Source organism: Bacillus manliponensis (assembly GCF_000712595.1).
In the GTDB taxonomy this organism is placed as follows: domain Bacteria; phylum Bacillota; class Bacilli; order Bacillales; family Bacillaceae_G; genus Bacillus_A; species Bacillus_A manliponensis.
This window is the reverse complement of record NZ_JOTN01000004.1, coordinates 43,194-68,890: the sequence shown is the minus strand read 5'-3', so window position 1 is coordinate 68,890 and position 25,697 is coordinate 43,194. Positions and strand designations below refer to the sequence as shown.

At 34.6% G+C, this 25,697-nt stretch carries 26 protein-coding genes and 2 pseudogenes; 9 read left to right on the top strand and 19 right to left on the bottom strand.

Annotated features, from left to right (window positions below):
- Nucleotides 1-98 precede the first annotated feature (98 nt).
- The 6 genes from BAMA_RS06365 to BAMA_RS06340 all read right to left on the bottom strand — a co-directional run bounded on the left by BAMA_RS06365 (nt 99) and on the right by BAMA_RS06340 (nt 5,454).
- Entirely contained in the window at nt 99-1,532 is a 1,434-nt protein-coding gene (locus tag BAMA_RS06365) for a PH domain-containing protein (protein WP_034637830.1), read from the bottom strand.
- On the bottom strand, nt 1,525-2,001 hold the full coding sequence (locus BAMA_RS06360) for a PH domain-containing protein (protein WP_034637343.1): 477 nt from the start codon (nt 1,999-2,001) through the stop codon (nt 1,525-1,527). Before BAMA_RS06360 ends, BAMA_RS06365 begins: the two co-directional genes overlap by 8 nt.
- 272 nt (nt 2,002-2,273) lie before the next feature.
- Entirely contained in the window at nt 2,274-2,612 is a 339-nt protein-coding gene (locus tag BAMA_RS06355; RefSeq protein ID WP_034637342.1) for a zinc ribbon domain-containing protein YjdM, read from the bottom strand.
- 160 nt (nt 2,613-2,772) lie between these two features.
- The gene (locus BAMA_RS06350; RefSeq protein WP_034637340.1) at nt 2,773-3,492 is read right to left on the bottom strand and encodes an EcsC family protein; all 720 of its coding nucleotides are present in this window, start codon (nt 3,490-3,492) and stop codon (nt 2,773-2,775) included.
- Between the two features lie 23 nt (nt 3,493-3,515).
- Nucleotides 3,516-4,718 (bottom strand): ABC transporter permease, encoded by a 1,203-nt coding sequence (locus tag BAMA_RS06345; RefSeq protein ID WP_034637338.1) that lies wholly within the window; start codon nt 4,716-4,718, stop codon nt 3,516-3,518.
- Complete coding sequence (locus BAMA_RS06340; protein WP_034637337.1) at nt 4,711-5,454, bottom strand: ABC transporter ATP-binding protein; 744 nt, start codon at nt 5,452-5,454, stop codon at nt 4,711-4,713. The genes BAMA_RS06345 and BAMA_RS06340 overlap by 8 nt, the downstream gene beginning before the upstream one ends.
- Before the next feature lie 543 nt (nt 5,455-5,997).
- Between BAMA_RS06340 and BAMA_RS06335 the strand changes: the two genes are divergently transcribed.
- Nucleotides 5,998-6,432, top strand: coding sequence for an HIT family protein (locus BAMA_RS06335; protein ID WP_034637336.1), 435 nt, complete (start codon nt 5,998-6,000; stop codon nt 6,430-6,432).
- Between the two features lie 9 nt (nt 6,433-6,441).
- Here the strand turns inward: BAMA_RS06335 and yhzF are convergent, their stop codons facing one another.
- Nucleotides 6,442-6,630: a membrane protein YhzF gene (yhzF, locus tag BAMA_RS06330; RefSeq protein WP_034637334.1), complete on the bottom strand. Its 189-nt coding sequence runs from the start codon at nt 6,628-6,630 to the stop codon at nt 6,442-6,444.
- 77 nt (nt 6,631-6,707) lie between these two features.
- Between yhzF and BAMA_RS06325 the strand changes: the two genes are divergently transcribed.
- Both BAMA_RS06325 and BAMA_RS06320 read left to right on the top strand, forming a co-directional pair.
- On the top strand, nt 6,708-7,070 hold the full coding sequence (locus tag BAMA_RS06325; RefSeq protein WP_034637333.1) for a YtxH domain-containing protein: 363 nt from the start codon (nt 6,708-6,710) through the stop codon (nt 7,068-7,070).
- A gap of 307 nt (nt 7,071-7,377) precedes the next feature.
- On the top strand, nt 7,378-7,935 hold the full coding sequence (locus BAMA_RS06320) for an HTH-type transcriptional regulator Hpr (protein WP_034637332.1): 558 nt from the start codon (nt 7,378-7,380) through the stop codon (nt 7,933-7,935).
- Nucleotides 7,936-7,942: 7 nt separating this feature from the next.
- Here the strand turns inward: BAMA_RS06320 and BAMA_RS06315 are convergent, their stop codons facing one another.
- The gene (locus BAMA_RS06315; protein WP_034637331.1) at nt 7,943-8,278 is read right to left on the bottom strand and encodes a DUF1878 family protein; all 336 of its coding nucleotides are present in this window, start codon (nt 8,276-8,278) and stop codon (nt 7,943-7,945) included.
- A gap of 120 nt (nt 8,279-8,398) precedes the next feature.
- Here BAMA_RS06315 and BAMA_RS06310 point away from each other — a divergent pair, with 120 nt between their 5' ends.
- Nucleotides 8,399-8,593 carry a hypothetical protein gene (locus BAMA_RS06310; RefSeq protein ID WP_034637330.1) on the top strand — a complete coding sequence of 65 codons (195 nt, stop codon included), beginning with the start codon at nt 8,399-8,401 and terminating at the stop codon, nt 8,591-8,593.
- A gap of 29 nt (nt 8,594-8,622) precedes the next feature.
- On the opposite strand, the gene BAMA_RS25105 is transcribed toward BAMA_RS06310, so the two are convergent.
- Nucleotides 8,623-8,721, bottom strand: a complete 99-nt coding sequence (locus BAMA_RS25105) for a YjcZ family sporulation protein (RefSeq protein ID WP_235184428.1) — start codon at nt 8,719-8,721, stop codon at nt 8,623-8,625.
- Nucleotides 8,722-9,286: 565 nt separating this feature from the next.
- Between BAMA_RS25105 and prsA the strand changes: the two genes are divergently transcribed.
- From prsA to BAMA_RS06295, 3 genes are all read left to right on the top strand, one after another.
- Nucleotides 9,287-10,144 carry a peptidylprolyl isomerase PrsA gene (prsA, locus tag BAMA_RS06305; protein WP_034637327.1) on the top strand — a complete coding sequence of 286 codons (858 nt, stop codon included), beginning with the start codon at nt 9,287-9,289 and terminating at the stop codon, nt 10,142-10,144.
- 349 nt (nt 10,145-10,493) lie between these two features.
- Nucleotides 10,494-10,742 carry a hypothetical protein gene (locus BAMA_RS06300; protein WP_034637318.1) on the top strand — a complete coding sequence of 83 codons (249 nt, stop codon included), beginning with the start codon at nt 10,494-10,496 and terminating at the stop codon, nt 10,740-10,742.
- Nucleotides 10,743-10,971: 229 nt separating this feature from the next.
- The gene (locus BAMA_RS06295) at nt 10,972-11,352 is read left to right on the top strand and encodes a hypothetical protein (RefSeq protein WP_034637317.1); all 381 of its coding nucleotides are present in this window, start codon (nt 10,972-10,974) and stop codon (nt 11,350-11,352) included.
- Nucleotides 11,353-11,815: 463 nt separating this feature from the next.
- Here BAMA_RS06295 and BAMA_RS06290 read toward each other — a convergent pair whose 3' ends face one another.
- The 7 genes and pseudogenes from BAMA_RS06290 to BAMA_RS06260 all read right to left on the bottom strand — a co-directional run bounded on the left by BAMA_RS06290 (nt 11,816) and on the right by BAMA_RS06260 (nt 21,160).
- Nucleotides 11,816-13,054 (bottom strand): MFS transporter, encoded by a 1,239-nt coding sequence (locus tag BAMA_RS06290; protein ID WP_034637316.1) that lies wholly within the window; start codon nt 13,052-13,054, stop codon nt 11,816-11,818.
- 13 nt (nt 13,055-13,067) lie between these two features.
- Nucleotides 13,068-15,323: a YcaO-like family protein gene (locus tag BAMA_RS06285; RefSeq protein ID WP_034637315.1), complete on the bottom strand. Its 2,256-nt coding sequence runs from the start codon at nt 15,321-15,323 to the stop codon at nt 13,068-13,070.
- 883 nt (nt 15,324-16,206) lie between these two features.
- Nucleotides 16,207-16,536, bottom strand: a pseudogene (locus tag BAMA_RS06280) (IS4 family transposase); the annotation flags it as partial.
- 763 nt (nt 16,537-17,299) lie between these two features.
- The gene (locus tag BAMA_RS06275; RefSeq protein WP_034637312.1) at nt 17,300-17,668 is read right to left on the bottom strand and encodes a DUF4180 domain-containing protein; all 369 of its coding nucleotides are present in this window, start codon (nt 17,666-17,668) and stop codon (nt 17,300-17,302) included.
- Between the two features lie 446 nt (nt 17,669-18,114).
- Nucleotides 18,115-18,792, bottom strand: a complete 678-nt coding sequence (locus tag BAMA_RS06270; protein WP_034637311.1) for a DUF2711 family protein — start codon at nt 18,790-18,792, stop codon at nt 18,115-18,117.
- A gap of 351 nt (nt 18,793-19,143) precedes the next feature.
- Nucleotides 19,144-20,112: a hypothetical protein gene (locus BAMA_RS06265; protein WP_034637309.1), complete on the bottom strand. Its 969-nt coding sequence runs from the start codon at nt 20,110-20,112 to the stop codon at nt 19,144-19,146.
- 112 nt (nt 20,113-20,224) lie between these two features.
- Entirely contained in the window at nt 20,225-21,160 is a 936-nt protein-coding gene (locus tag BAMA_RS06260) for a helix-turn-helix transcriptional regulator (protein WP_034637308.1), read from the bottom strand.
- 105 nt (nt 21,161-21,265) lie between these two features.
- Here BAMA_RS06260 and BAMA_RS06255 point away from each other — a divergent pair, with 105 nt between their 5' ends.
- Nucleotides 21,266-21,790 carry a dihydrofolate reductase family protein gene (locus tag BAMA_RS06255; RefSeq protein ID WP_034637307.1) on the top strand — a complete coding sequence of 175 codons (525 nt, stop codon included), beginning with the start codon at nt 21,266-21,268 and terminating at the stop codon, nt 21,788-21,790.
- Nucleotides 21,791-21,870: 80 nt separating this feature from the next.
- Here BAMA_RS06255 and BAMA_RS06250 read toward each other — a convergent pair whose 3' ends face one another.
- A complete protein-coding gene (locus BAMA_RS06250; RefSeq protein ID WP_034637301.1) occupies nt 21,871-23,178 on the bottom strand; it encodes a PepSY-associated TM helix domain-containing protein in 1,308 nt (435 codons plus the stop codon).
- A gap of 216 nt (nt 23,179-23,394) precedes the next feature.
- Between BAMA_RS06250 and edeQ the strand changes: the two genes are divergently transcribed.
- On the top strand, nt 23,395-23,832 hold the full coding sequence (gene edeQ / locus BAMA_RS06245; protein WP_034637299.1) for an edeine self-resistance N-acetyltransferase EdeQ: 438 nt from the start codon (nt 23,395-23,397) through the stop codon (nt 23,830-23,832).
- A 285-nt stretch (nt 23,833-24,117) separates the two neighbouring features.
- On the opposite strand, the pseudogene BAMA_RS06240 reads toward edeQ, so the two are convergent.
- Nucleotides 24,118-25,061 (bottom strand): annotated as a pseudogene (locus tag BAMA_RS06240) (phosphotransferase enzyme family protein).
- A 113-nt stretch (nt 25,062-25,174) separates the two neighbouring features.
- Nucleotides 25,175-25,462, bottom strand: a complete 288-nt coding sequence (locus BAMA_RS06235) for a YfzA family protein (RefSeq protein WP_034637297.1) — start codon at nt 25,460-25,462, stop codon at nt 25,175-25,177.
- Nucleotides 25,463-25,697: the final 235 nt, after the last annotated feature.

The following is a 25,697-nucleotide window of genomic DNA, read 5'->3' as shown; positions in this document are numbered from 1 at the left end:
TGCGGCATCTTTTTTGGTGAAATGGCCGATAGATTTTGAAAATAGCCGATAAACCGCAAATAATCGCCGATAGAACAACGCCAATAAAAAAATCACCCTTACGAAAGGGTGATTTCCTTGTTTTTGTACCAGTTGTACATATTCTCAGCATCTTCTAAGCGCGTGTGCTCTAATTTATAATGAGACGCTGCGCTATAAAATGTGTACGTACATAACTGATCTTTCCGCTGGAAGTATGATTGCTGCTTCTCAAGCGATTGAATGTGTCGTCTTCTAACAAGCCCTGTGTATTTTGCAATATTTCGGTATATGATTGCTAACTGATCACCATTTACTTTATAACCAGCAGCTCTATACTGAGCGTAGCCAATTGCGATGAATAATAGTAATAACGGTAGTAACGCAAAGGTGAACATATATTTCTCAAAATAAACAAGTGCACCTGCAACTGGAACTGCTAGTATACCGAAATAAATCATACTTTCAATAATATAACGTCGTAATGCTGTTTTTGGTAAAGCTGTTAGCTGTTCTGGAACCGCATACGGTAGTTCTAAATAAGATAGAAGTTCTCCTACTCTATCTTTCTGAATGAGCGGGTGTAACACTACCTTCTCTTGTCCACCTTCTTCCCCAACGCTTTGAATTACTTCTACGTTAACTGTACAGTAACCAAACGGTTGACGGAAAAGACCTTCTTTTATCGTAATACCTTGAATACGATGCAGCTTTAGTGCAATCTCTTTTTTCTCATACAAACCTTGTGCAATTCGAATTTCATCATTCTTTCGGTACACGGTAAAGTTTGCATGCTTCATCGCATAGCGAATCGTTGAAAGAATCCATGATAAAACAAGTAACACCCCACCAATTAACATCCAACCGTAAATATCATGGCCCATAATATAGGACTCAGCTTTTTCAATAATCCAATTTGGAATATAATCATTCACTTGAGACCAAACGACAAATAAAAGCGAGAATAGAAGTCCAATTTCTCCTGATGTAACTGACGCTAATAAAATCTCATTCCACGTTAGCTTATATACTGTTGATGGTTTCTCTTCTTTTGTTGTCGTTTCTGCAAGAGCTTCATCCATTTGTTCTGCTTCACTTACATCTTCGTTTAAAAGTGCAATTAGTTCTTTTGCCTCTTCTACACGAATACCTGCTAAATTCACTTCCGGCTCCGATCCGCCACCAGCTGTTTCAATCTTTAACCTTGTTAAACCTAACAGCTGATAAAAAATGTTTGAACTCGTTTGGATCGTTTGTACGCGCTCTTTATTTAAATAACTTTCTTTTTTCGTAAATATTCCTTGTTTAATGTGTAGAATATTATTTTCGACCCAATACACTTTAAAATACCAACTAACCGCAACAAATATGAGTGCAATTACAAAAAAGCCTAGTGGAAGTAAAAATCTAAAAATCCCCATATCCCCACTAAATATCGCAAGAAAAATAATTGGATACAGATTCGATAACTTCAGCTCAAGTAATATCGTAATCGGATGCTGCCTTTTATACATCATCCTCACTCACTTTCGCTAACTCTCCAATTTGACGCTTTAATTGCTCAGCTTCTCGAATTGTCAATCCAGGAATGCTGTGCCCTGTTGCCGCCGTTGCAATCTTCAGCTCTGCCAGTCCGTACTTACGCATAAGTGGTCCTTGTTCAACCGTTACGTGTTGAACGCGAACCATCGGAATTAACACGCGCTCTACTGTGTACATCCCTTTTTGAATTTCTAGTTCATCCTCTTGTAGTCGATAACTATAATAGCGCTGACGCATACTTGGGAACACAAGATAAGCAAGCGGTGCGTATGCAAGAAGACAAATTACAAGGCCACCAAAAATCCAGCCCGTCCAGTCAAACTTAATCATGAGTATAAAATAGGCAATTGTAACAATAAGGCCAATTCCCGATGTAACGAGTGAGCTAATTTGCCACACTTTCACCATATTCGGGTGAATTTCATTTTCCAATGGTTGCATATAATCACTCCAAATGTAAATTTATAAATACAAATTGAAAAAAACTATAAAAAAGAATTTCTTTTTATGTGGGAGAGATTCTCCCCACAAAGCGTAGCGGCAAGCTAGTACTCCGCTTTAAAAAATCAAAATGAATTTATATATTTTTATTTTACTATAAAAATTGACAGTTTCGTATGAAAAAGAAACCATACTCCTACTATTTTCCATCACAATAACTTAGCTGTCTAAAAAGCAAAAAGACGTTCACTCCATATGAACGTCTTCTTTCATTACGCCTTTTTCACAAACTCAGACTTTAATTTCATCGGTCCGAAACCGTCGATTTTGCAGTCAATGTCATGATCGCCTTCAACTAAGCGAACGCTTTTTACTTTTGTACCGATTTTTACAACTAAAGATGTACCTTTTACTTTTAAGTCTTTAATTACTGTGACAGCGTCGCCATCTTGTAATACGTTTCCGTTCGCGTCTTTTACAACTTTTACATCTTCATTAGCTTCTTCTTGCTCTCCAGACCATTCGTGTGCACATTCTGGGCAAACGAATAGTGCGCCATCTTCGTACGTATATTCTGAATTACATTTTGGGCAATTTGGTAGTTCATGCATAAGTTTTGTTCCTCCATTTACTACGATTCATTTTACAACATCTATCATCATGCCATAGTCTTCCCAGATTGACAACCGCACTCCGTTGTTAGTAAGGAAAGAGCTGCGTAAGAAGAATTCAGCGATTACTGTGTCGAATCCAGCGATTTTCCAAATTATTCTAAATCATTAATCCTTGCTGCCTTAAATAACGAACGCGGTAACAATTTTTCGCCACTTCGCCAAGGCGGCCAAGTAGCTGGTAGTTTGCGTATGCGCCAACTGGTGCTCCGATAATCGGAACAAGCTGAAGCATCTTTGCTAAATCAATATAATCACGGTACTCTGTCTGAAACTTTTCCCAATCCATTTCAGCTTCCTCATCTGTATCCCACGTTTCAATCGCTCTCCAAACGGCTTTTCGGTGTTCATCACTTGAGAAAGCAAGCTGGAAAACGTGAAGGATGAAAAGCCGTTCTCTTTCGTCTGCTGTATCAAATCCGTACAATGTTGCTACGTCAAATAAAAACTTAATTTTAATGCTAAGTAATAGCGGGAAATCAGCAAGCCCTAATAAAATACCACCAGCACCTGTTCCTGCTCCTTCCACCGCTGCAACTTTTTTATATTCCTCAAGTTTTTTGGCTACTTCTTCATCTCTTCTTTGTAATGACCAATCCGTCTCTTTTAACTTTGGCTTAATAAAATGAGAACCGGCGCTTAATGTTTTCACCATCGCTTTAATCGTTTCTGTTAAAGCACGTTGCACTTTTTCTGGAATCATTTCTTGCACTTTCACTTGTACTTTCTTTGATAAACGTGTCACGATAGAAGAATCTTTAATCATCGATGCTTTCCAATACTGTAATTCTACTATGACCTTCTTTTCATATTCGGCCATACTCTCTCTCCCTTTCATATGGATCACTGAATTCGTTTTGCTACGTATCGATACACAAATAATGTGCTAAATACGATGTTCCCCGCAAGTAGCGCACCTGTTATAACGATATTTGTTGTTGCAACTGCAAACAGCACTGCCAAAATTACACTACCAATAATCAATACGCTGTGTAACAGTTTCAAGAAATCTTTTCTCTTTTCTTCTTCTCTAACTGGATATAAATCAAGCCATAATGTTAAGCGATGATGTTTCCAAAGCGGCATTAGCTGATATCCAATTAAGTATAAGAATAATATGCTGACGATGACTCTTCCGTATAAAAATGGAATTGCGTATACAAGAGCACCGCCAATGACGAGCAATCTCATATATAATCCAAAGTAGTTGCCTGCGCGTAAAAATGTACGTGTATATAAGTATAAATATGTTCGCTTTTCGCCAATTATTTGCAAAATAAAATCGAGCCACTTTCGGCGTGCTACTCGTTCTTTTAATGCTGGTACATCAACAAACATGTTCGCAATGCGGTATAGCACCATCATTTTCTTTCCTTCTTCGGCAATTAAGTACTCCCAGTTTAACGGTTTTCCTTTGACAGATTGCTGTAAGAGAACGGAGTAAACCATCATTAAGACAACAATGATACCGATGTATAGGAAAGATACACGTGCCACTAAACAATAAATAAACGCAACGTTTACAATAACGCGCATAAGCCAATCGAAAAAGCGCATACGTGGATCAGTCATATACGATACTTCCCACGTCATAAACAAGTTCCACGCTTTCAAAATAACAGCTAATAAGACAATAATCATATATGTATTACCGGATTGCCCCGTTTGCTGTAAATATAAAGGCGCAAGCGCAGCTGCTACCATTGCGATGAAATATAAATGCTTTATAAACGTAAAGCGAAAGGCTTTTAAAAAGTATCCTTTTAATCGCTCTTCAACTGGTAGTAAATAAACGAGGTCCGCTTCTTTTAATAACGTTTGCACAGAACCTACCGTCACGACGATTCCTAACAATACTGCGATGACGACGGCTGTAGGAAACGCTGGGGTAAGCGTTTCTAACCATTGCTGATAATAATACGCACCTGCCCCGATCATAAAGACGAAAATAAATTTTAAATGGTCATTAAAAACATACTTTCCATATGTACGAGCTTCTTTAATAAAATGACGAAACCTTTCTTTCCATAACGCGTTACTATTCATTGGCCTCTTCCTTTGTTAACGCAATATAAATATCATCAAGCGTTGCATTTGGCATATTAAACTGTTGCTGCAATTCCTCTAATGTACCTTGCGCGCGAATTTGTCCTTCATGCAAAATAACGAAAGCATCACAGTAACGTTCTGCCGTTGCTAAAATGTGTGTGCTCATTAAAATGCCAGCGCCGCTCTTTTTCATCTTGTCCATCATTTGTAATAACGATTGGATTGCTAATGGGTCAAGCCCAACAAACGGCTCGTCCACAATGTATAAAGATGGCTCAACAAGGAAAGCACTCATAATCATCACTTTTTGCTTCATCCCTTTTGAAAAATGAGACGGGAACCATTTCAAGCGATTTTGCATACGGAATTCTTTTAAAAGCGCGTTCGTACGTTCTTGAAATTGCTTGTCTCCAATGCCATAAGCTGACGCGGTAAGCTTTAAATGCTCTTCTAATGTTAATTCATCGTACAACACCGGTGTTTCCGGAATGAATGCAAAGCTTGAGCGATATGCCGTCATATCTTCCTTTAATTTCTTTCCACGGATTGTAATATCACCGCTCTTTGGCTCCATTAAACCGATAATATGTTTAATTGTTGTACTTTTCCCAGCGCCGTTTAAACCAATTAATCCAACTAATTGCCCTTGTTTTACAGAAAATGAAACATTTTGCAACACGGGGCGTTTCGTATATCCACCTGTCACATTGTCAACTCGTAATAAATCTTCCATATGACACCACTTTCTTCTATATGTATGTTGTTATCATCTTACCAAAAAAATGAAGTTCGTTCATCAGTACAAAGACCGATTCAAAAAATAAAAATTCCTTTACATAACTTTTACAAAACAGGACATCATAAGTATTGAAGAAGGAACACAATAAAAAAGCAGCCATAACAACGATGAAATATCATCTTGAAATGGGGTGTCGATTAAAGACTCGTTACCGCTTTATACGGAGCATGTTACTTGTTCTTTTTAGAAACGGGGTGTCTCGCGGAGAATAGCTACTGTTTTATAAAAAAGACAATATCATTTCAAAGGATTGCTTAATCATTTCAATACAAATGAGGTGTCTGCGGCAGAAAATAGTCGAAGTACCACGCATTTCCTAACTAAATGAGGTGTTTCCAAAAGGTACGTCAATTCGCATCGCTTTTTTAAATCCTTCTTCAGAAAGCAGGAAGCTTTATCAGCTTCCTGCTTTTCGTGTTTTTCTCAAGTATGTAAGTATGGTAAAATACGGCTAAGACTACTGAAAGGATGAGGATTATGAACCATACTGCAGACAACTGTATTTTTTGTAAAATTATTGATGGGCAAATTCCATGCGCAAAAGTATATGAAGATGAACATGTACTGGCATTTCTTGATATTAGCCAAGTAACAAAAGGACATACACTTGTAATTCCGAAAGAACATAAACAAGACGTATTTGCGTTAACACCTGAAGTTGCGTCACATATTTTCTCTGTCGTTCCTAAGATTACGAATGCAATTAAAGAAGAATATAATCCTGTTGGTTTGAACTTATTAAATAATAACGGTGAGCAAGCGGGACAAACTGTATTCCACTTCCACCTTCATTTAATTCCTCGTTACGGCAAAAACGACGGATTCGGTGCGATTTGGAAATCAAACCAAGACAATTACACAGGAGCAGATTTACAAAACATCGCTGAAACAATTGCAAATCGTGTAAAATAGGTTTTATTATCATAACAAAGAAAGCAATAATGTACATAAAAGACCGATTCCTCCAAGCAAAGCATAACGAACTGCATTTTGCTTTAGCCAAAATCTCGGAGGATATGCTCTTTTTTGTTTCATTACTAAAAATAGATGCATTGCTCGTACAAGAAAGAAAAGACTGACAACCAAACAAATTGTTGTAATCAATGTCATTTTTCGCCCCCTTGTCTTATGCATATGCACTATTTTTCACATCATGAATATGAACAAAAAATAAGGAGGCTCTTCTGATGTCAAAATCTAAATCCTTTTTAACAGGTGTTATATGTGGCGGCGCTGTCGCTGGACTAGCTGTATTATTTTCCACTCCGTCTTCTGGAAAAGATATGAGAAGTAAACTAAAAGAAAAAGGTACCGATTTAAAGAAAACATTAGCTGATATTACAGCTGATACGAAGCTACTAAAGCGTCAAATTGCTGAAACAGCTTATGAAGGCAAAGAAGTGATGCAAGAGTTAAAAGAAGATATGCATGAAACGTTATCAACATGGAAAGAAGATATTTCTCAAAATAAACGCCACATTGAGCGTGAAATTGAGGAAATCCAAAAATCAATTGAAAAGTTGCAACAAACTGTGCCAGAAAAAGCTTAATTTGCTACTTGCTTAGTTTTTGCATATAACAACTTTTTTTACATTTTTCTTCTTAAAACGACACGTCCGCGAGATGTGTCGTTTTTTTATGCACAAAACGTACTATTCCTGTAATTCCCTTTTGTCACGTATACCAGTGAGGTTGTAAGAACCTCTTAATTAAAACGCTTACAAAAAGATGAGAAATATGTATAAAATTGTGTTTTTAACGAAAAATTTTCACAATTCTAACAAAAACACTTTATTAATTTTTATTTTACTGGCATAATAGATAGTAATGAATGAGAATTGTAAAGTGGGTGAACAAATGAAAAATGAAGAAAAGAATTATTCAATGAAAGAAGCAATGATTTTTAGTCAACGTATTGCACAATTATCAAAAGCATTATGGAAATGTGTTGAAAAGGATTGGCAGCAATGGATCAAACCATATGATTTAAACATCAATGAACACCACATCTTATCAATTGCATATCATCTAAAAGGAGCTTCTATCTCTGAAATTGCAAAGTTCGGTGTGATGCACGTTTCTACCGCATTTAACTTCTCAAAGAAGCTAGAAGAACGCGGCTTACTTGTATTCTCTAAAAAAGAAGATGATAAACGAAATACGTATATTGAGATTACCGAAAAAGGTGAAGAGTTACTACTACAACTAATGAAAGAATACGACCCTGAAAATAACTCCGTCTTTAACGGCGCTCTTGCCCTTCGTAACTTTTATGGTAAATTTCCAGAAAACATCGAATTAATTGCTATTTTACGCAACATTTATGGTCAAGACTTTATCGAGATTTTCGAAAGATCATTACATAGCATTGAAGAAAATTTCGAAGAACATGACAAGCAACTAACAAAAAAATGATGACCAATTATTCATTGGCCATCATTTTTAAAAACTCTTGCATTAACGGTTGAAATAAACCTTGTTTCTCAAGCGCTTCTGCGGTCTCCATTAATTCGAGATCATTTGGAAGCGCTTTTTCAAATTGTGTAAGAAGGGAGTCAAAGAACAGTAAGCCCTCTTGCTTCTCTATGATGTATTGCTCGTTCATTTGTTCACATTCACGCAGCAAACGTTCTATATCTTGCTTTCTCACTTTTCTCTTTATAATTAAAGAATAAAATGGACACTTATCTTCATCGATCATATTAAAAAGAAGTCCCACATAATATTCAGCTTGCTCGAGGCGCTTTACGACGTCCATTTTCTCCCCTCACTTTCTCTCACTCGGTCTGCTATTTCTGGATTTTAGAACACGAACAAAATATCGTATGTTACAATATATACGAGTATATGTATTTTCATTATAAGGAGGTTCCTCCTCGTGACTACAGTAGAGTATTTCTTTATCTTATTTGCACTTCTTGTTCTATTTTACACGAATTTCATGACACATACACTGTGTGAACAAAAAGAAATATCTGATGTTCGCCAAGCGGGTGTCTTTCGTTTTATTAACGTATGTATTACCATTTTACTAATTTCTAGTTATGTAGAAATTCTATTTCACAAAAGCTGAGGAGGACTCTCCTCCCTCAGCTTTTTCCTCTATAAACAAATTATACCTACTATAATCAATAAAATAAACAGGACAAGCAATAAAATGAGTTGTGAATTCATGCAAGGTCCTCCTCTTTCTTCATAAATTCTCCACTGTTATAAAGTGAAACTTCACTCAGTGGGGAATTTCTTCATCCCCCACTGAGTGTTAGCCCGACCAATCGGGCTTTTACGGACTGTTTATCTCCCACCTAAACTTCTTCGCTTTTTCTCAAGTTTTGAGGTGGGAGTCTTACAGCCCGCAAATAGCGGGATAACAATTGAAATCTGACACTAGCTCTCTTTTTTCTAACGTTATATAAGCGAAAACGAAAACATACTACTTTTTCAACTACATATATCAGAAGTATATGATCATGCGTTTTTCGCCTAACAGAAAGGGTTTAGTTCTTATTGTCGTATGTATTTATGTATATGCAAACGCCTAGACAATGGTACCTTTCACATCTAGAAAGGTAATGGGTAAATTTTCTTTATCAATAGGAAAACATATAGAAATATGGTATATTAAACTTTGTACATATTGCGCATACTATAAGGTGATTCATTCACGAACAACGCGTCAACCATTCATTTTGGTTCTATTTCCCACCTATCTTTATAGGGGTCAAAGGGATGAATAAAATACATACATAGTAGGAGTGTTTGAGAAATGAAGAAAGCAATGCTTGCCCTAGCGGCGACAAGTGTTATCGCATTATCAGCATGTGGATCATCTGATAAAGTCGTTACATCAAAAGCTGGTGACATTACACAAGAAGAGTTCTACAATGCAATGAAAGAAAACCAAGCTGGTCAACAAATGTTGAAAAACATGGTAATGGAAAAAGTATTTATCAACAACTATAAAGTTGACGATAAAGAAGTTGATAAAAAGTTTGAAGATACAAAAAAACAAATTGGCGATCAATTTGATATGCTATTAGAGCAACAAGGTTTAACTGAAAAATCATTCAAAAACAGCATCCGTGCACAATTAGCAATGGAAAAAGCTGTTTCGAAGTCTATTACAGAAAAAGACTTAAAAGCGTTAAACAAACCTGAAATTAAAGCAAGCCACATTCTTGTGAAAGATGAAGAGACTGCGAAAAACATTAAAGCAGAGCTTGACCAAGGTAAATCTTTCGAAGAATTAGCGAAAGAAAAATCTGAAGATCCAGGTTCTGCTGAAAACGGCGGCGACTTAGGTTACTTCGGACCTGGTAAAATGGTACCAGAATTTGAAGAAGCAGCTTACGGCTTAAAGAAAGACGAAATCAGTGAGCCTGTAAAAACACAACACGGTTACCACATCATTAAAGTAACTGACATTAAAGAAGCGAAGCCTTACGAAGAAGTGAAGGACGAGCTAAAAGAACAAGCTATCGCAGCGAAGTACCAAGACGCTAAGTTCATGGAAGACTTAATTGCGAAAGAACTGAAAAAAGCTGACGTAGACGTGAAAGATAAAGATTTAAAAGAACTTTTTGAAACACCTAAAGAAGGCGAAAAGACAAAAGAAGAAAAGTAATAATAAAGAAAGCTCGGCTGCTGCCGAGCTTTTTGTTATGCTAGGAATCCCGCTATCACAAACGTACCAAGAATGAGAATGAGGTGACTCATGAATATCCTAAAAGAAATTCTCGTATTCTTTTTTAACTTTGCGATATCTCTAAACATGCTATTTAACAGCCGAGCACCACATCACCATCAAGCTAAGAAAAGCAAACACCCCATAACGAAATTATTTTACTTTTGGGATTACGAGTCTCTTAATAGGACATTATGTTAACCTTACATGTATATGATATACAAGTTCTATTAAGGCTATTATAAAGAAAAATCAAAAACAATTGAGTTGGAAGGGTTAGAAGAATAATATGCAAAATAGCGTGAAAGCTGCCCATCGTTTCTGTGGTGATAACAAGGAAAGTTTAAAAGAAGATAGTTTATGTGGCTGTTTTTATTGTTTAGAAATATTTCATCCATCTGAAATTGAAGAATGGATAGATAGTAATGAGAGCACAGCTCTTTGTCCCTACTGTGAGATTGATTCTATAATAGGTCAAAGCTCTGGATTCCCTATTACTAAAGAGTTTTTAAGTGAAATGAACAAATATTGGTTTTAATTTAGGAAAAACTAATTCGTTTCCGCTAACGATAATTATGTGAACACGAAAGTCCCCCAGTTAAACAACCTGGAGGGCTTTTAATAGTCTTCTAAATACATTGAATCCCGATAATAATTCTTTATGTTAACTTGATATGTATAGAGTATACATATCATATTTATCTATCTTACGTTAATAGAATTCTCATATAATAGACATAACATCATGATTTACAAAGGAGATACAAGTGAAAAAATTTTTAATTAGTTATGCTACAAGTCTGCTTACTTGTGTTATGGGGTGGCCCTTGATTGCATTTATTTCTGATCCTAGTCATTTTGATTCGACCGATTTATTTGGATTCATTATGATTTTCATCATTTATGGTAGTATACCAGCTCTTGTAGCTTGCCTAATCGGGGAATTGTTATACAGAAAAATAAAACGATGTAGGGAGTTGCAATTTGGAGTTCCTATATTTATAGGACTAGCAGTTATCTATGTATTTACACCCTCTATTTTTACTGGATCATCTCCTTTTTGGGGTTTTGTTGATTTTGTTAATTTTGTTACACCTGTTATTATGGGTTCTTTAGCTTTTTATTTAGTACGTAGAAAAATTAATTAATTTCCAATAACGATAATTATGTAAATGAGTTGTCCATATGGGTAGCTCATTGTATTTTTTGCTTAGCGTGGGTTTTTACACGTTATCTTAACTACGAAAATTAATAAACGAATTTATAAGGGCCCTTACGTTGAGTACATGTACTCAACGTAAGAGGAGATTATATAAAATGACATCTAAAACAAATAAATGGGTAACTTGTGCTTTTTACCATCTTCTGTTGACCGAATAGGAGCTTTTTTGTTTTTTCTTGGTTCTCGGTATAGGTGTTATGTTAAGTTGAATTTTAACTTTTTTTAATTTGTAGCAAAAGTTAAAGTATATTTTATAAATTGACATAGTATAAAAAAAGCACCTCCCTTAAATTAATACATTTATAGTACCAGGAGGCGCTGCCTGTTTAGATACATTGTTTGATTGAGGGCTTACTGTTAATCTCTATCTTTCTTCTAACACTGTATTTTCAATGTTTGTTTTGTGATTTAGTATTTTGAAAGAGCAATAAAAAGAAAAATGCACTTAATACTGCGGAAAAAGCTGCAATTAGAAAGGCTCCCTCATAGCTTACAAATGGTACAAGTACTAATAGCTGAGGGGCAAAGATTTTACTAATGGAATATCGCATATTGGCTGCAGCAAAATATTGCGCTTTTTGATTACTAGTAGCAATTCCCGCAATATATGCATCCTGTGTACTCACAACAAGTAGCTCAGCTACTGTAAAAACTATTATTCCTATAAAAAAAATGATATAACTTTGCGAAAATGAAAAGATAATCATAGAGAGAGCATACATTAAACTTGATCCTACGAAGCTAAACCTTGTACTATATTTAGATAAAAGCCTTCCTATAATACTCCCAAAGATGACTACTAAAATACCATTTGTCATTAATAAGGATGCGTAGTATTGAGAAGCGTTTATTGAAATACCCAACATGGATACTCCTTGAGTTAAGTCCTCAATTACTTTGGAAGGAAGCAATATTTCCAATTGCATGAAAGCCTGAGCTGCAAAGATACTGGCTAGTACAAAAATGAATAGTCGCTTATCTTTACCTATAAGAGCTAAAGTGGATAGGAAATTACTTTTATTAGATTTTTTTTCTATATTCAAGTTTTTATTACCTCTAAATTCCGGAGTTCCCCATAAAGAGATAAAAAGAAGCAAAAAAGCCGAAATTAAAGATATCCAAACAAACCATATCGGCATAGAATCAAATATAAAACTACCTATAAGTGGCCCGATGGTTACTGAAACACTAAATATTTGATAGGATAATATATAAGTTTTTTTCTGTTCTTTTTCATCAAGCCAATCCGAAATATAGGCTTTCCCTACTGGTAAATATGCGGCATATGTAAGACTCATTAAAGCGAAACTCATATAAATTATTAAATTACTTAATACTAATCTTCCAATAATAAACAATGCAGTAGCAACTAGAAATCCTATGCTTGTTATTATAATTAAAGGCTTCCTACCTAACCTATCAGCAAGAATCCCTCCCCAAATTCCAGAAAACATTCCTAAAACTGCAATAGTTGCTAAAGCAATAGAAACAATACCCGCATCCCATGCTTTGGTTAAATATAAAGTCATGAAAGGGAAAAGCATATAAAATAATATATTTTGAATACCTTCAGAAATAAGGCGTAAACGAATATGATTTTTTTTCATTGTTATTTGATTTGTAGACATGCTGATTACCTCTTTAATGCGGATAGTCTCCAAGATATAATTCTCTATATGTTGCTGGTGTATTAGAATACCCCATATTGATACCAAAATTAAGTGTTCTTGGGCTTACTGAAATAAGAGGATGGTTAAGTCTTTGTATATCACCAGTGACAATAACTCTAACAGTAGGTATATTAATTGAATCCTTTGTCAAATCGACATATAAAACATCACAACCAGGTATTTTTTTCTTCAGTTGTTTAATGATATGTTTAATCGCTTGGTTAACACTTTGTATTTTTAGGTTAGGTTTATCTAGCATTGAAATACTTGATGCTTTTCCCGCAATGTCTTTTTTATATAAATATGAGAGAGAATATATAGAGTTGACTCTTGATAACAACTTAGCTCCAGAAATGCTATTATTCAATGGATTATTGGGATCAACCAGTGCATCGCTTTGCATGGCTTCAGTAACGGAACGTTCCAATGCGATTTCAGGTGAAATTGAAGCACCAAAACCACTGAAAGCAAAATGCGTATCATTGTTAGGATTAACAATCCAAGTTCTGAATACAGGAATTTCTAAATCGTTTGTGTAATCTCTACTTATTACTTGATACCCCATATCCTTCACCATGTCTATACGCTCTTTCAATACTTTGTTTGTTGAAGTCATATAGTCTAAACGAGGCAGAACATGTTGATTGGCTTGTCCAATCATCCAAGCATCATGCTCAATAATCTCAAGCAGTGCATGAAGAATGGCATCCTCAATAGTAGTTGCAGAAGCGAGTCCAGTGGAGGATCCTCCATAGAAGCGACCTTTTGTATTTACATCATCCATAAACACCATTAAAGCTGGTACAAGTTTGTAATCATCCTTCACTAATGATTTCGCCCAAACCCAGTCAATTGCTGTATTAGGATTAAATTTATCATAACTTGTATTTTTATTTTGTATTGATTCGGCAATTGTATTCATTTCTATTGCGTTTTGCTCGACATCTTTATAAGATGCTTCTACAATGGGTATATCACCAACATATTGACGTCCAATATGCTCAAACATCTCAAAAGATGCAGAGAAGTATGACTGCATCTCAGTTAGACCTTTACCCCACGCTTTAGTTTTTCGGAAGGAATAAGGTGTTTTGTTACTATGGGAAGTATCCAATATAGCATTATAGCAAGGTACTACACGATTAAAAGGATTGCTTACAGCACGCTTGACATCAATTTTTAACCCGATTCGTTCAAGCGTCTCATCAATCAACTGCTTTGTTTCTTTTTCAGTTTTAGAACGCAATCCACCAGTAGTATAACAAATTTCTCTTTCTAAAGAATTTTTTGTATCTTTGAAATTCGGGAGAAGACCCTCTCTCCACTTCGTATAAGAATTATTCATAGCACGACAGCACTTACATTCTGTTGTCGGATAATAGGTATAGCTATTATCAAATGTAAGCGAATTCGCTTTGTAACACTTTCTAACATCTGCAAATTCCATATTCCCTTTTTGTAAATAACTAATTATGTCCTGACATATTAAATCAGCGACATATAATAATTGTGAATCTTTATAGGCATAAGGGAATTCATGTGAAAAATATAGCGATTTGATATCTTCTGTATCTATCAATTGTCCATTAAAAATTTTATTGTTAATATTTTTAATATGATACATGGTTTGGCATTCTAAGCATGCGGTTTTACCTGGAATAAAAAATGGACCGAGTCCTAGTTCACGACCATCAAAGTAACACTGTATAAATGGTTTATTTTTAGAAAGCATTTTTTTATTCAAACACAGTATATCTTCATAAGTACATTGATCTGGTGCAAACACGGCAACATCAAAATCAATCATAGACTGCCCTAACAAAAACTCATCTATAGTGAACGTTATCGTTTTAAACTCTTTATGATGGCTTAACCCTATTGCTTTATTCATTACAGATGCTAGTCGCCCTTTTCCGATAATACAAACAGTGGCACCCTCTAAAGTCTCATTACTTTCCGGAGTTGGATAAATGATTCTCTCATTTACCAAAGCGGATAAAAAATTTCTTATCTCATCTAAAGGATATAATTCTTCTAATTCATTCTCGATTTTTTCAAATGTTCGAGTCCCATTTATTAAAGATAGAACTTTTTCTAAAACTTCGTGTGAACATTGCAAAATCTTTATTTCTCCATCAACAGTAGAAATAACTTGCCCATTTCCTTTTGGTGTTTCATTGTATGTTTTGTTAATTACGGGTATGTCATTTAAATTGTAATTCATCATTATACATAGCCAATCTAAAGTAAATTAGCTTCCTCCTTCTTAAAAATTAGTTTTTAAACAGAAAAATAGAAAATACAGTATACAGAGAACTATCTGATAAATAGCTTTACTTTATGGTTTATCTCTATCGATTTATAAGTCACTCACATGCAAAAGACAGAACATTAGATAAACTCTTAAATATGTAACATATGAATCTTGCGATATTTAACTTCTTTCTCGAATTATTTATTGTTAATTAAGGTACATTTAAACTCATGCAAAGAAGGATACATAAGCACAGAAGTTCTTCTTTGAAGGAATTTTCAGAAAACCCATCTTGTGCTTATGCAATCAACATAGAAACAGCTTAATATTCAATTCCTATGGAGTAACCCCTTTGCTTTTACCTAGATTATGTAGCTTTGCACAATGCTACACTTCAAATGGGTATTGTTGCATGTTATTTTCAACTTCAACAACTGTGTTTGCTTCACTAATAATTTCCATTTTCATCCTTTGTCACCTCCTCTCATATAATCTTACTTTGCACAATACTACACTTCAAATGGGTATTGTTGCATGTTATTTTCAACTTCAACAACTGTGTTTGCTTCACTAATAATTTCCATTTTCATTGTTTTATCCCCCTTAAATGTATTTTTCTAACAATTTAAGTATAAAATGTATGTATTGAAAATGTAAATATTAAGAAAACTTTATAAAAATTTATTAGAATATTCTAATAAAAATATAAACTTTATTCTATATGGGTATCGCCACATCGCCATCAAGCTAAGATTATATAAGTTTAATTTCACGTGAGGTTTTTTCTATAGATCCAGTGTAAGTTCTTTAAAGATTTGCATACCAAATAAACCATATCGGGTTTCATTTTTTTGGATTACGCTACATGTTTGTGAGACATAGAAAAGTTGTATACGATGCCTAAGATATCAAAGACTGTTTTCTTCTCATATCTATGGGATTCTCGCCCATTTCTCTGTAGAAGATTAAACAAACGAAGTAGTATCTTTGATATCTCTGGGGTGTCTTTTTGTAAAGCTTGATAAAGAAGTGGAAAATAATCTTTGATAATATAAATCGCTTTATATTCACTCAACTCTCGTTTCTTCTTGGCGAGGAGTAATTGGCGCATTTGAAACATAGTGGAGGAACAAAGGAGGATACTAATTAACTGTCCGTATAAATGACACTCTAATCGTTCTAATTTTTTTGCCACGATTTCTATTTCTTTCATTGCTTTTTTTCCATAACCACGACCTTGATTACCTTCCCAGATGTTTATGTCATAAATAAATCCTTTTTCAGTTGACTGTTAAGCAAGCCAAATCATACCCATTTCTTGCTCTTCATCTCGAATTATACATAGCTTATTATTAACCGTTTTTTCCCCTTCTGGTAATAGCTTTTCAAATTCTTTAGTCGCCTTACTAATTGCTTCTAGCTCATTCCAATTACCAGCTTTTGCGTGATCATCTGCATAATTTTAAATTGCATAACTGAGATACCTTTGAAACTCATTTGATTTCATTTCTTCTAATCTAACCATTGTTTTCCCCCTAGCATTTATCAGAATTAAAAAATCCTCTCTTCAACTAACCTGCAGCTTTAGCTGAATAAGCTCCTGTAAATATAACACCATAAAAAGGGAATTTAATCGTATCTTATTGGGGTCTCGACACATGCCCATCAAGCTAACATTTTGATGGGTCTCTAAAGTGAAAATTTCATCTTTTCATAGGTGCCCACAAGAATTGAGCTCATTTTTATCGTTTTGGGGTAATCCTGAATTCTTGAATTGATGGCGATGTGGCGGTACCCCTCAAAGTAAACAACAATAAAGCCATTTAAAAACAATAATCTCCCACAAATATGATTAGTTGTGGAAGATTATTGTTTTTATTAACTAGTTAGCCTAGAATACTACTTACTTTACTCTGTACCTATCGGGTTTAATATAACCTTTCCATCTTCTACTTCAACGTGCTTAACTTTTCAATCGCTTGTTGTTCGGTTGGTAAGAAAAAGAAATCGTTTCCGAGGTTGCATTCATAGATAAAATCTTTTAAGCTTTGACTTGAATACGCAGAAAAATCTCCAATAATTGCAATTTTCACTTGATAATTGACGAACTTCTGAAAGATTTCGCCTGCAAGGCGTGTTTTCAAATCGAAAAAGCTTTCTTTTAGTAGAGATTTGTTTATAATGATGCGATTGCATCCTGCTTCATATTGTACGGTTGCCATAAAATCTAATGCTGACTGAACATCGTATATTAATATCTTACTGCTTCTCACGACGGCAATATTTCGCCCATCTACTTCTATCCTCTCTATATTCATAATCACCCTCCTAGTTTGCTTATACGTATATTCATCATTCATCGGTAAACCTTCTCTTTCCCCGGTTTTCATACTAAAAATCAATAATTTTAGCTAGGAAAATGTTACCTTTATAATGATTTATGGATATATAACAAGCATAATTCCTAATAGTACTATCCCTACATATACCACAAAACCACCGATATTTAAAACTGTAGCGATAATAATTAAATATAACTCCCCAATGACAGCAGTTTTATTACCATTTTTCCATTTCTCTCTAAATATGACTTCCTATTAAAATTAAAAATACTCCTATTATTTGCCCTGTAATCCCCATCTTGCCACACTTCCCAATATAACGCTTCATCATTAACCTGTTTCATTATCTTAATCAAGATCAGCGCCATCCATATCGCTATTGTCCGCTGCTATATTATATGCTCATTGTTTTCGTAGATTTATTAAAAATACCAGTTAATAGCCGTTTCTTGTTCACATATTATAGCTTCACAATCTAGCAACTGAACAATGTGCTCAATATTTTTATCCTTCGCAAACAATAAAGTTGTAAAAGAATCATACAAACTCATAAACGCGTAATCCATATTTTCATCAGTCACAATTAACTCCGGACCAAATAGGTTACATATGTCTAGCGAGTTAGTATCTTCTATATTTAATACTCCACTGTTATCGGATAGTGGGTCTGAAAAATATAATTTACTTGCTCCCTTTGAACCGACGACTTTCAATAAATTATCCAGTAAAAACACTGATGTACTATCTTCTGTTGGATAAAAGAGGTCTGAATTAAGATTTGAATTTAACTTATTAGCTAAATCCGTCCTTTTATATTCTTTCTTGAAAGCACCAATAGATGTTATTAAAGCTATCGCTAATTCGTTGTAAGAATTCAAACTACTCTGAGACATGATTTCCCGCCAAGGAACTGATTTTCCAATGTTCAATGCCTCTTCATCATTTGGATAAATATGTTGGTATTGTCTTTTTCTCATTGATTTTTCCCACCCTAAAGGCATTTGAACAAAAGGGTGAAGTAATATTGCTGCGGATTGGAACCCCTTTGGAACTTGTTGTAAGATAGGAGATTCGTCATCCAGCCAAATATAATCTAACAAATTATCATCTCCTTTTAAACACTCTATATTAAAATAAATAAAAATGCTCACCTATATTGTTAGATGAGCTATGTACAGAAATACCACTATATAGGTCTATTACAACCCGAATTCACATAAATTTTACAATGCTATTCTCATAACCATGTTACGATAAAATCAGCCATTCTTTGTTCCTGAGAAGGCTAGATCCCCTAGGTAAAGAGACTCAGTGTTGGGTCTCTTTTTTATTTCTCAACATCCAAATATTTAAAATGTGATATCATCAAAGTGTAAGAGCCTCTCCCTAGGCTTTTCAAAGTAAACTCCAATGTTAATGAGTACTCATTATGAGTACTTATCTTTTTTTATTCATTCAAATGGTGACGATTGGCCAATTACATATCGGAAATTTTCAAAATAGGTTTCTTTCAATTGTTCTACTCGTCGTAAATGGTCGTAGAAGCTATGAGAGAATTTAAATACGTGACCATAATCCCAATCTTCCTTACTGTAGTCCTTTTCCCAAAATGCAATCTCGCCTGGAAGCTCGGCTGCTCGTTTTGCTCGTTGTAAAGGTAGACGATCGACAGGTGAAACCAACTTGATCGAATCCTCATGTTTCATATCCCTACTGCTTCGGAGAACTTTCATTAATTTAAAAACAGGTAGTAATCCACGCTTAAAAAACGAAGTATGCCCAAGGTCAAATAAAATGTTTAACGCATGTGAAAAAGTCAGCATGTGACCAATTAAATCGTGATGCGATTCAGCTCGATAAATGACTGGGAACTGTGCTAACTCTTCCAAAACGAGTAAAGAAAGTTCACTTGGCTTTGATATAGTTGGAAATCCATCCTCATCTGTAATGGTCATCCTTTTTACTTCAGAAGCAGAAAACCCAATCCATGATCTTCCCGGAATTGTCCTTTCAAACGATTGAATAAGATCAGTTATTCCAGCAATATCCTCAGTACTGCCCCAACCTTTCAATTCATGAATAGCCGACAAACTCGCTGCCGCGTATATGACATTATGACCAACCCAATGAAGCTGATCTATCGTTTTATCGAGTGCTTCAAGTATAGCCATTACGGAACTTCCTTCGTCGCAATAGGTGCTGCGTCGTTCAATATTCCTATCTATTACTTTATTAGCCATCGTACCAGCTTGAGTAAAGACAAGCTGCGCAAGTTCTTGACTTAAATTTTCATTATTTTTCACAAAAAAGTAACTACCGATAGCTGCCGCACCATAATGAGCATGCCAAATGTCACCTGTTTGTTTTTTACATAACGACATAATCGTTAATCCATCTTCCAATATAGATGTATGTAACATATTATCTCCCCTCTCAGATCTCACTTGTTCAATATTAAGAAAGATTACTGCTAAAATCTATAAAAAATATAATGATACTAACTTAAGTATAAGTAGATCCTCTTACACCTTTTTATCCACTATACATATGTAAAATCTCCTCCGCATGTATACGTAAAGAATCTATTAATTCTTTAGGTTCTACAACCTTTGCATCTTTCCCAAGTCGATAAAATAACGGTGTAATAAAATGAATTTCATTCGCATCAATTGCCGAGTTAATATATCCTGTCCCGTCCTCATTTATCACTACGTACTCTTGGAGATAGGGCACACTTTTACATTGACGAACTCCTTCTTTTCTTAATTCGACGTGAAGCTGAGTTGGGTTCGTTACTGTGTAAGAGGAAAACCATTCTTCTAAATTAATAAATGTATCTTTACATTGTTCCGTAGATTGTATGGAAACAATGCGATCTACACGATATAGTAATATTTTTTCTTTATGAAAGTCATACGCTGGTAAATACCATAAACCATCATGTGCATATACACCGATAGGATGCACATACTTTTCCTTTATTCCAGCTTTCGATTCATATTGAAAACGGAAATTTTTATTTTCAATCGTTAATGTTAATACTTCTTTTAAAAGTGGTGTTTCAATGATTCTTTTTGGATTCCAAAAAGCAATGTAGGAACGAACCTTATCCACTTTTCGTTTCGCATCATTTTGAAGGGAATTATACAATTTATGAGTAACTGAGTTTATTTCAGCATCAAAAGGTAAATTCCGATAATATTGTAACGATTGAAAAGCAAAGAAAACGGAAACAGCTTCTTCTTCTGTAAATAAAAGAGGCGGAAGCATTTTACCTGTTAAAACTTTATAACCGCCGTTACGCCCTTGCTCAGCGTAAATCGGTAAGCCCATCTCACCCAAATCGATGATATATCTATGGACCGTACGAATTGATATGTTAAACTCATCTGCAATTTCTTGAGCAGTAAATTGTCTTTTTGTAGTAGCAAACAGAAGAATATCTAATAAACGTTTTGCTTTTGACATGTTTTTTCACCTTTTTTCTTTTAACATGACAATACTTGGCATGTTTTATCGTTAATATAGCACTGTAAACAACGATTATATTCATAATATATCAGGAGGGATTATATGACACGTGAAATTATTTTATTTATCGCCACGAGTTTAGATGGATTTATTGCAAAAGAGGATGACGATTTACGATGGTTAATGGAAACAGAAACAGGAGGCGAAAATGGTTGTTATGCAGAAATGTATGAATCCATTGATACTGTCATTATGGGAAAAAGGACGTATGATTGGATATTAAATGAAACAGACTCCTTCCCTTATCCCGATAAAAAATGTTACGTCTTTACGAGTTCTGAAACAGGTTCCAATGAACATGTAGAGTTTGTAAATGAAGATGTAGTACAATTTACAAAAAAGTTAAAAGAACAAGAAGGATCTAAAATATGGGTAGTTGGCGGCGGACATTTACTCGTGAATTTTCTAAAGGAAAATTTAATTGATGAGTATATTATTACGATTACCCCTCACATATTAGGTACTGGTATTCCATTATTTAAAGAAAAGAATCCAGAAATTGATTTAACGTTATTAAACGCAAAACATTACGGTCAGTTTGTTGAACTTCATTACAAAATAAAGTGAACTGCTTCATTTTTAACAACATGAGAAATTTGATAGTAGTTAATAATACGAAAAGACCACCCAAAGGTGGTCTTTTCATTTTATTTACGCCCTCGCACTTTCGAAAATCCCCATAATAAAAGCTCCAAAATAAAAATCAATAACACAGATAACCCAAATAAAGGCATGACAACCCCTAATAAAATCATAATGATAATGAAAGCAACCACGCTTTTCTTATCTTTTTGTTTTGGTGGTGCTGCTAATTTTCCTTTTGGCTTTCTTGCTAACCACATTTTTATTCCGAAATAAATAAGTAGTAATAAAGATAATGTCGTTAGTAAGCACAGTATTTTATTGGGCCAGCCGAATAAATGACCTTCATGAAGCGGAATGCCGTAAGAAAACCATTGTGCAAATAATCCGTAGTCACGATAATCAATTTTAGAAATCAATTCTCCACTATATTGATCAAAGTAAGCTGTAATTTCTTCATTTGGTGCTACGTGCATACCTGTGATACCAGAACCACTCGATTTTGAAACAACGAATACCCCTTTTGGATCATGCGGCAATGAAATGACATATGGTTTTTCAATTTGAATCGATTGCTGTAGCTCATCAATTGAGATTACGTGTTGCTCATTCATATGCGATTCAGGATGTGTTTCCTTCCTCGTTGCCCATGGCAGTTCTTTAAACTCTGACTCTGGCGGAGCCATATATAATTTTGGATATCCAAGTGATTCATTCGACGTAGCGATTTTGTAAACTTGATTTCCCATAAACGCTGACCACGGTAGCCCTGTAACAACTAAAAGTACGAGAGGAATTGTAAATATAATACCGATTATGGAATGACGGCGTTTCGCTCGTTCTCGTTTGCTTGATGCAGGTGTATTTTTAAATTGGCGTATACTCATGTATAAACCAGTGATAATTAAAAAGATTGTCCAGCACGCCGCAAGTTCTACTAAGTAGTTGACAACTGTACCGCCTACTAAGAGAGAACTGTGGAGTTCACGCATAATATTCGCAAACGTTTCACTCGCGTTTTGATCCCCAACAATTTGATTATTGTCATCTACATACACATATTTTTGCTGCCCTGTATATTCATTTGCGATTGTGAGCCTCGTATTATAATCCTCATCAAATTCACTGACTTTTGTCACACTGTAATGTGGATATTTCTCCTCTACTAATGAAATAGAATCAGACATCGAAATAGATTCTGTCTGTGAGCTCTTCCCAAAATATAAATCTTTATAGATGAAGTTTTCAACTTCCTCCCGAAATAAGTACCCAATCCCACTAAGCGACAATGTAATAAGAAGTGGCGTAATAAAAAGGCCTGCATAAAAATGCCACCTCCAAAAAATATAATGCAGCGAACGATTTAGTTTCATATTTTGTTCCCCTAACCTTCCCTATACGAATAAATTTCTTATTTAATATAGCGAGATTAAGTGTGGTTACTTTGAATAAATTGTGAAAAATGTTAAAAGTTTCGACAGGATTTTATCGTTCGATATTTAAGGTAGTTAATGTGATATACAACTCTATTGATTTTGGACACTTTTTTATCTAAGATAAAAACTCATGAAAGGGTGAATATAACCAAAATGTCTACAACACTTCGTGAAATAACGTTGGAAAACTGGGAAGAATGTATTGAGTTAAAAGCTACTCCGGAGCAAAGCGGATTTGTCGCATCAAACCTCTACTCCATCGCTGAATCAAAGTTTCAACCTACATTTGTTCCATTAGCTATCTACCATGATGATACAATGGTTGGATTTGTTATGTATGGACTTGACCCTGATGATGGAAACTACTGGATTTATAGACTTTTAATTGATGCGAAACATCAACGAAAAGGATACGGACGCGCTGCAATCTCTCAAGTAATTGAACTGCTGAAAGCAAAGGAAGATTGCCATAAAGTCCTTATTGGTTATGAACCTGCAAATAGCGAGGCTGAGAACTTATACACTTCACTTGGATTTCGAAAGAACGGCATGATTTTGTTTGGTGAGACGATTGCAGAATTGACATTTTAACTTCACATACGATTCAAGGTTGATAGATTTAAAAAACGTATATATATCCAACTTGACCATTTCACACAAAAGTAGCTGCCACGTATATAAGAATGACAACCGTACTCATTTCATCCATTTGTTGTAACATAGCGCGCGGTAGGAAAAAGCCCTGACCGCTACTGCACATGGAGGAACCCACTCTTCTACCGAAAAAGAAGAGTGGGTTGTTCGTTTTTTAACTTGTATTTATATACCTTTTTTTGCAAAGGTATACGTTTTGAATCATTATGGTAATCAAATATCTCATACAGTAAGAACAGAATAATTATTTTCAATCTTTATTCTATACAAATTCATAATTCGCACTTGCTCTTCCGACAATTCTTCTTTGTTCCAATACATATGCATTAAACTATATTCAAATATCTCTTTTAACTTCATAAATAGCGGCAGCTTGTCTATCATATCTTGAGATATTTCATATTCCTCTCGGTACCCTTCAATGATTGCCTCTGTAATAGCATTTCGATAATCCATTATGTTTCCATTTCCTGCAAACGAATACTCTAGTGCACTATAAATTGGAACTACTAAATCAAATACATAAAAGTGTTTCTCACAATCTTGAAAATCAATCATTGTTACATTCAGATTTTTTTCTACCAATACGTTTCTAACCATACATCACCGTGTATTAAGCCGTAATTTGAAGGACTCTTTGGTAACTCCTTAATTGCAGATAAAACGTCTTGCGCAATTTCTCGAATGATACTTTCTTCTTTTGGGATATAGTTAAGAAAAAAATATTCTTCATTGTCATGCCAATCGTTTATATATTTGATCGGCTCCATGCTTTCAAATGTTTGAGATATACGATGTAATTTACCTATTTCCTGACCTAACTTTTTGAATATAGAAGCATTCCACTCGCTTCTTGGTAAATGTATACCCGGAGCAGCTTTATACAATACAACAAATAGCTCTTTATCTACTATTATTTTTTCTACTAAATTTCCGTGTAAAGAAGTGATAATTTGCGGAACCCCTAAACCTTCCTGATATAAAAAGTCTGTATATGTCACTTCTTCTAACTGTTCTTCATACGTTTTATAGTTTGTAACTCTAGCGAAGTAATCTCCTTGCTTTGTCATACACTTGTACATTTCATTTGTTACTGCTTCAATTTTCGTAACATCCACTCGATATATTTCGTTTATACATGCCAGTATCTTCTCTTCTAAATTCATTATTTTGAATTCCTTTCTATTCAAAATAAAAATAACCCCTTTAGATACGTTCTACATAAGGAGTTATTTTTCTAAAAGACAATTTTATGTAACTACATAGGCTGTTTACAGCATCATTTTTTATCTGTTATCGCGCTTATACATGCAGCAGGAAGCAATATAACAGTCAAAATTGCTGTAAGTATGTTAAATTCTACAGTGTTATAAGGAGTGAACCACTGTGCAAAAAGCTTCCACTCAGAAAGTTTGTTCACTACTGATATTCCTTCGTCATTCAGGTTCGGTGCCCACGAAAACATATCACAAATAATAAAAATACACTGCAAAATTAGAAAAACCCCTATAATTTTCATCCAATTTCGCACTCGACTAGGACGCTCTTCTTTTTGTATTTGTGCCATTTGACTAGTTCTCCTTTTAATATTTATTAATTTCATTATACAATTGTTTCTTATTTAATTGTAAAAATATTCAATATAATAAACTTTATCAAGTGGGATATTAAGGGAATAAAAGAAATTAGATACGTTATAGTTATAGAAGGTCAAGTATTTATAGAGACGATTCTTTTTATTCTGAACGGGAAGCAGGAATATTCATTCTTATGCGTAAGATGCTTTAAAGGTAGTAAAATTA

What these genes read in the sequence shown, in the direction of transcription:
- BAMA_RS06265 (WP_034637309.1), bottom strand. Translation starts at nt 20,112, where the DNA reads ATGTTACATACATCTATATTGGAAGATGGATTAACGATTATGTCGTTA.
- BAMA_RS06235 (WP_034637297.1), bottom strand. Translation starts at nt 25,462, where the DNA reads ATGGCACAAATACAAAAAGAAGAGCGTCCTAGTCGAGTGCGAAATTGG.
- BAMA_RS06290 (WP_034637316.1), bottom strand. Translation starts at nt 13,054, where the DNA reads ATGTCTACAAATCAAATAACAATGAAAAAAAATCATATTCGTTTACGC.
- BAMA_RS06250 (WP_034637301.1), bottom strand. Translation starts at nt 23,178, where the DNA reads ATGAAACTAAATCGTTCGCTGCATTATATTTTTTGGAGGTGGCATTTT.
- yhzF (WP_034637334.1), bottom strand. Translation starts at nt 6,630, where the DNA reads ATGACATTGATTACAACAATTTGTTTGGTTGTCAGTCTTTTCTTTCTT.
- BAMA_RS06360 (WP_034637343.1), bottom strand. Translation starts at nt 2,001, where the DNA reads ATGCAACCATTGGAAAATGAAATTCACCCGAATATGGTGAAAGTGTGG.
- BAMA_RS06365 (WP_034637830.1), bottom strand. Translation starts at nt 1,532, where the DNA reads ATGTATAAAAGGCAGCATCCGATTACGATATTACTTGAGCTGAAGTTA.
- BAMA_RS06335 (WP_034637336.1), top strand. Translation starts at nt 5,998, where the DNA reads ATGAACCATACTGCAGACAACTGTATTTTTTGTAAAATTATTGATGGG.
- BAMA_RS06325 (WP_034637333.1), top strand. Translation starts at nt 6,708, where the DNA reads ATGTCAAAATCTAAATCCTTTTTAACAGGTGTTATATGTGGCGGCGCT.
- BAMA_RS06340 (WP_034637337.1), bottom strand. Translation starts at nt 5,454, where the DNA reads ATGGAAGATTTATTACGAGTTGACAATGTGACAGGTGGATATACGAAA.
- BAMA_RS06260 (WP_034637308.1), bottom strand. Translation starts at nt 21,160, where the DNA reads ATGTCAAAAGCAAAACGTTTATTAGATATTCTTCTGTTTGCTACTACA.
- edeQ (WP_034637299.1), top strand. Translation starts at nt 23,395, where the DNA reads ATGTCTACAACACTTCGTGAAATAACGTTGGAAAACTGGGAAGAATGT.
- BAMA_RS06255 (WP_034637307.1), top strand. Translation starts at nt 21,266, where the DNA reads ATGACACGTGAAATTATTTTATTTATCGCCACGAGTTTAGATGGATTT.
- BAMA_RS06320 (WP_034637332.1), top strand. Translation starts at nt 7,378, where the DNA reads ATGAAAAATGAAGAAAAGAATTATTCAATGAAAGAAGCAATGATTTTT.
- BAMA_RS06315 (WP_034637331.1), bottom strand. Translation starts at nt 8,278, where the DNA reads ATGGACGTCGTAAAGCGCCTCGAGCAAGCTGAATATTATGTGGGACTT.
- prsA (WP_034637327.1), top strand. Translation starts at nt 9,287, where the DNA reads ATGAAGAAAGCAATGCTTGCCCTAGCGGCGACAAGTGTTATCGCATTA.
- BAMA_RS06345 (WP_034637338.1), bottom strand. Translation starts at nt 4,718, where the DNA reads ATGAATAGTAACGCGTTATGGAAAGAAAGGTTTCGTCATTTTATTAAA.
- BAMA_RS06350 (WP_034637340.1), bottom strand. Translation starts at nt 3,492, where the DNA reads ATGGCCGAATATGAAAAGAAGGTCATAGTAGAATTACAGTATTGGAAA.
- BAMA_RS06285 (WP_034637315.1), bottom strand. Translation starts at nt 15,323, where the DNA reads ATGATGAATTACAATTTAAATGACATACCCGTAATTAACAAAACATAC.
- BAMA_RS06275 (WP_034637312.1), bottom strand. Translation starts at nt 17,668, where the DNA reads ATGAATATAGAGAGGATAGAAGTAGATGGGCGAAATATTGCCGTCGTG.
- BAMA_RS06355 (WP_034637342.1), bottom strand. Translation starts at nt 2,612, where the DNA reads ATGCATGAACTACCAAATTGCCCAAAATGTAATTCAGAATATACGTAC.
- BAMA_RS06300 (WP_034637318.1), top strand. Translation starts at nt 10,494, where the DNA reads ATGCAAAATAGCGTGAAAGCTGCCCATCGTTTCTGTGGTGATAACAAG.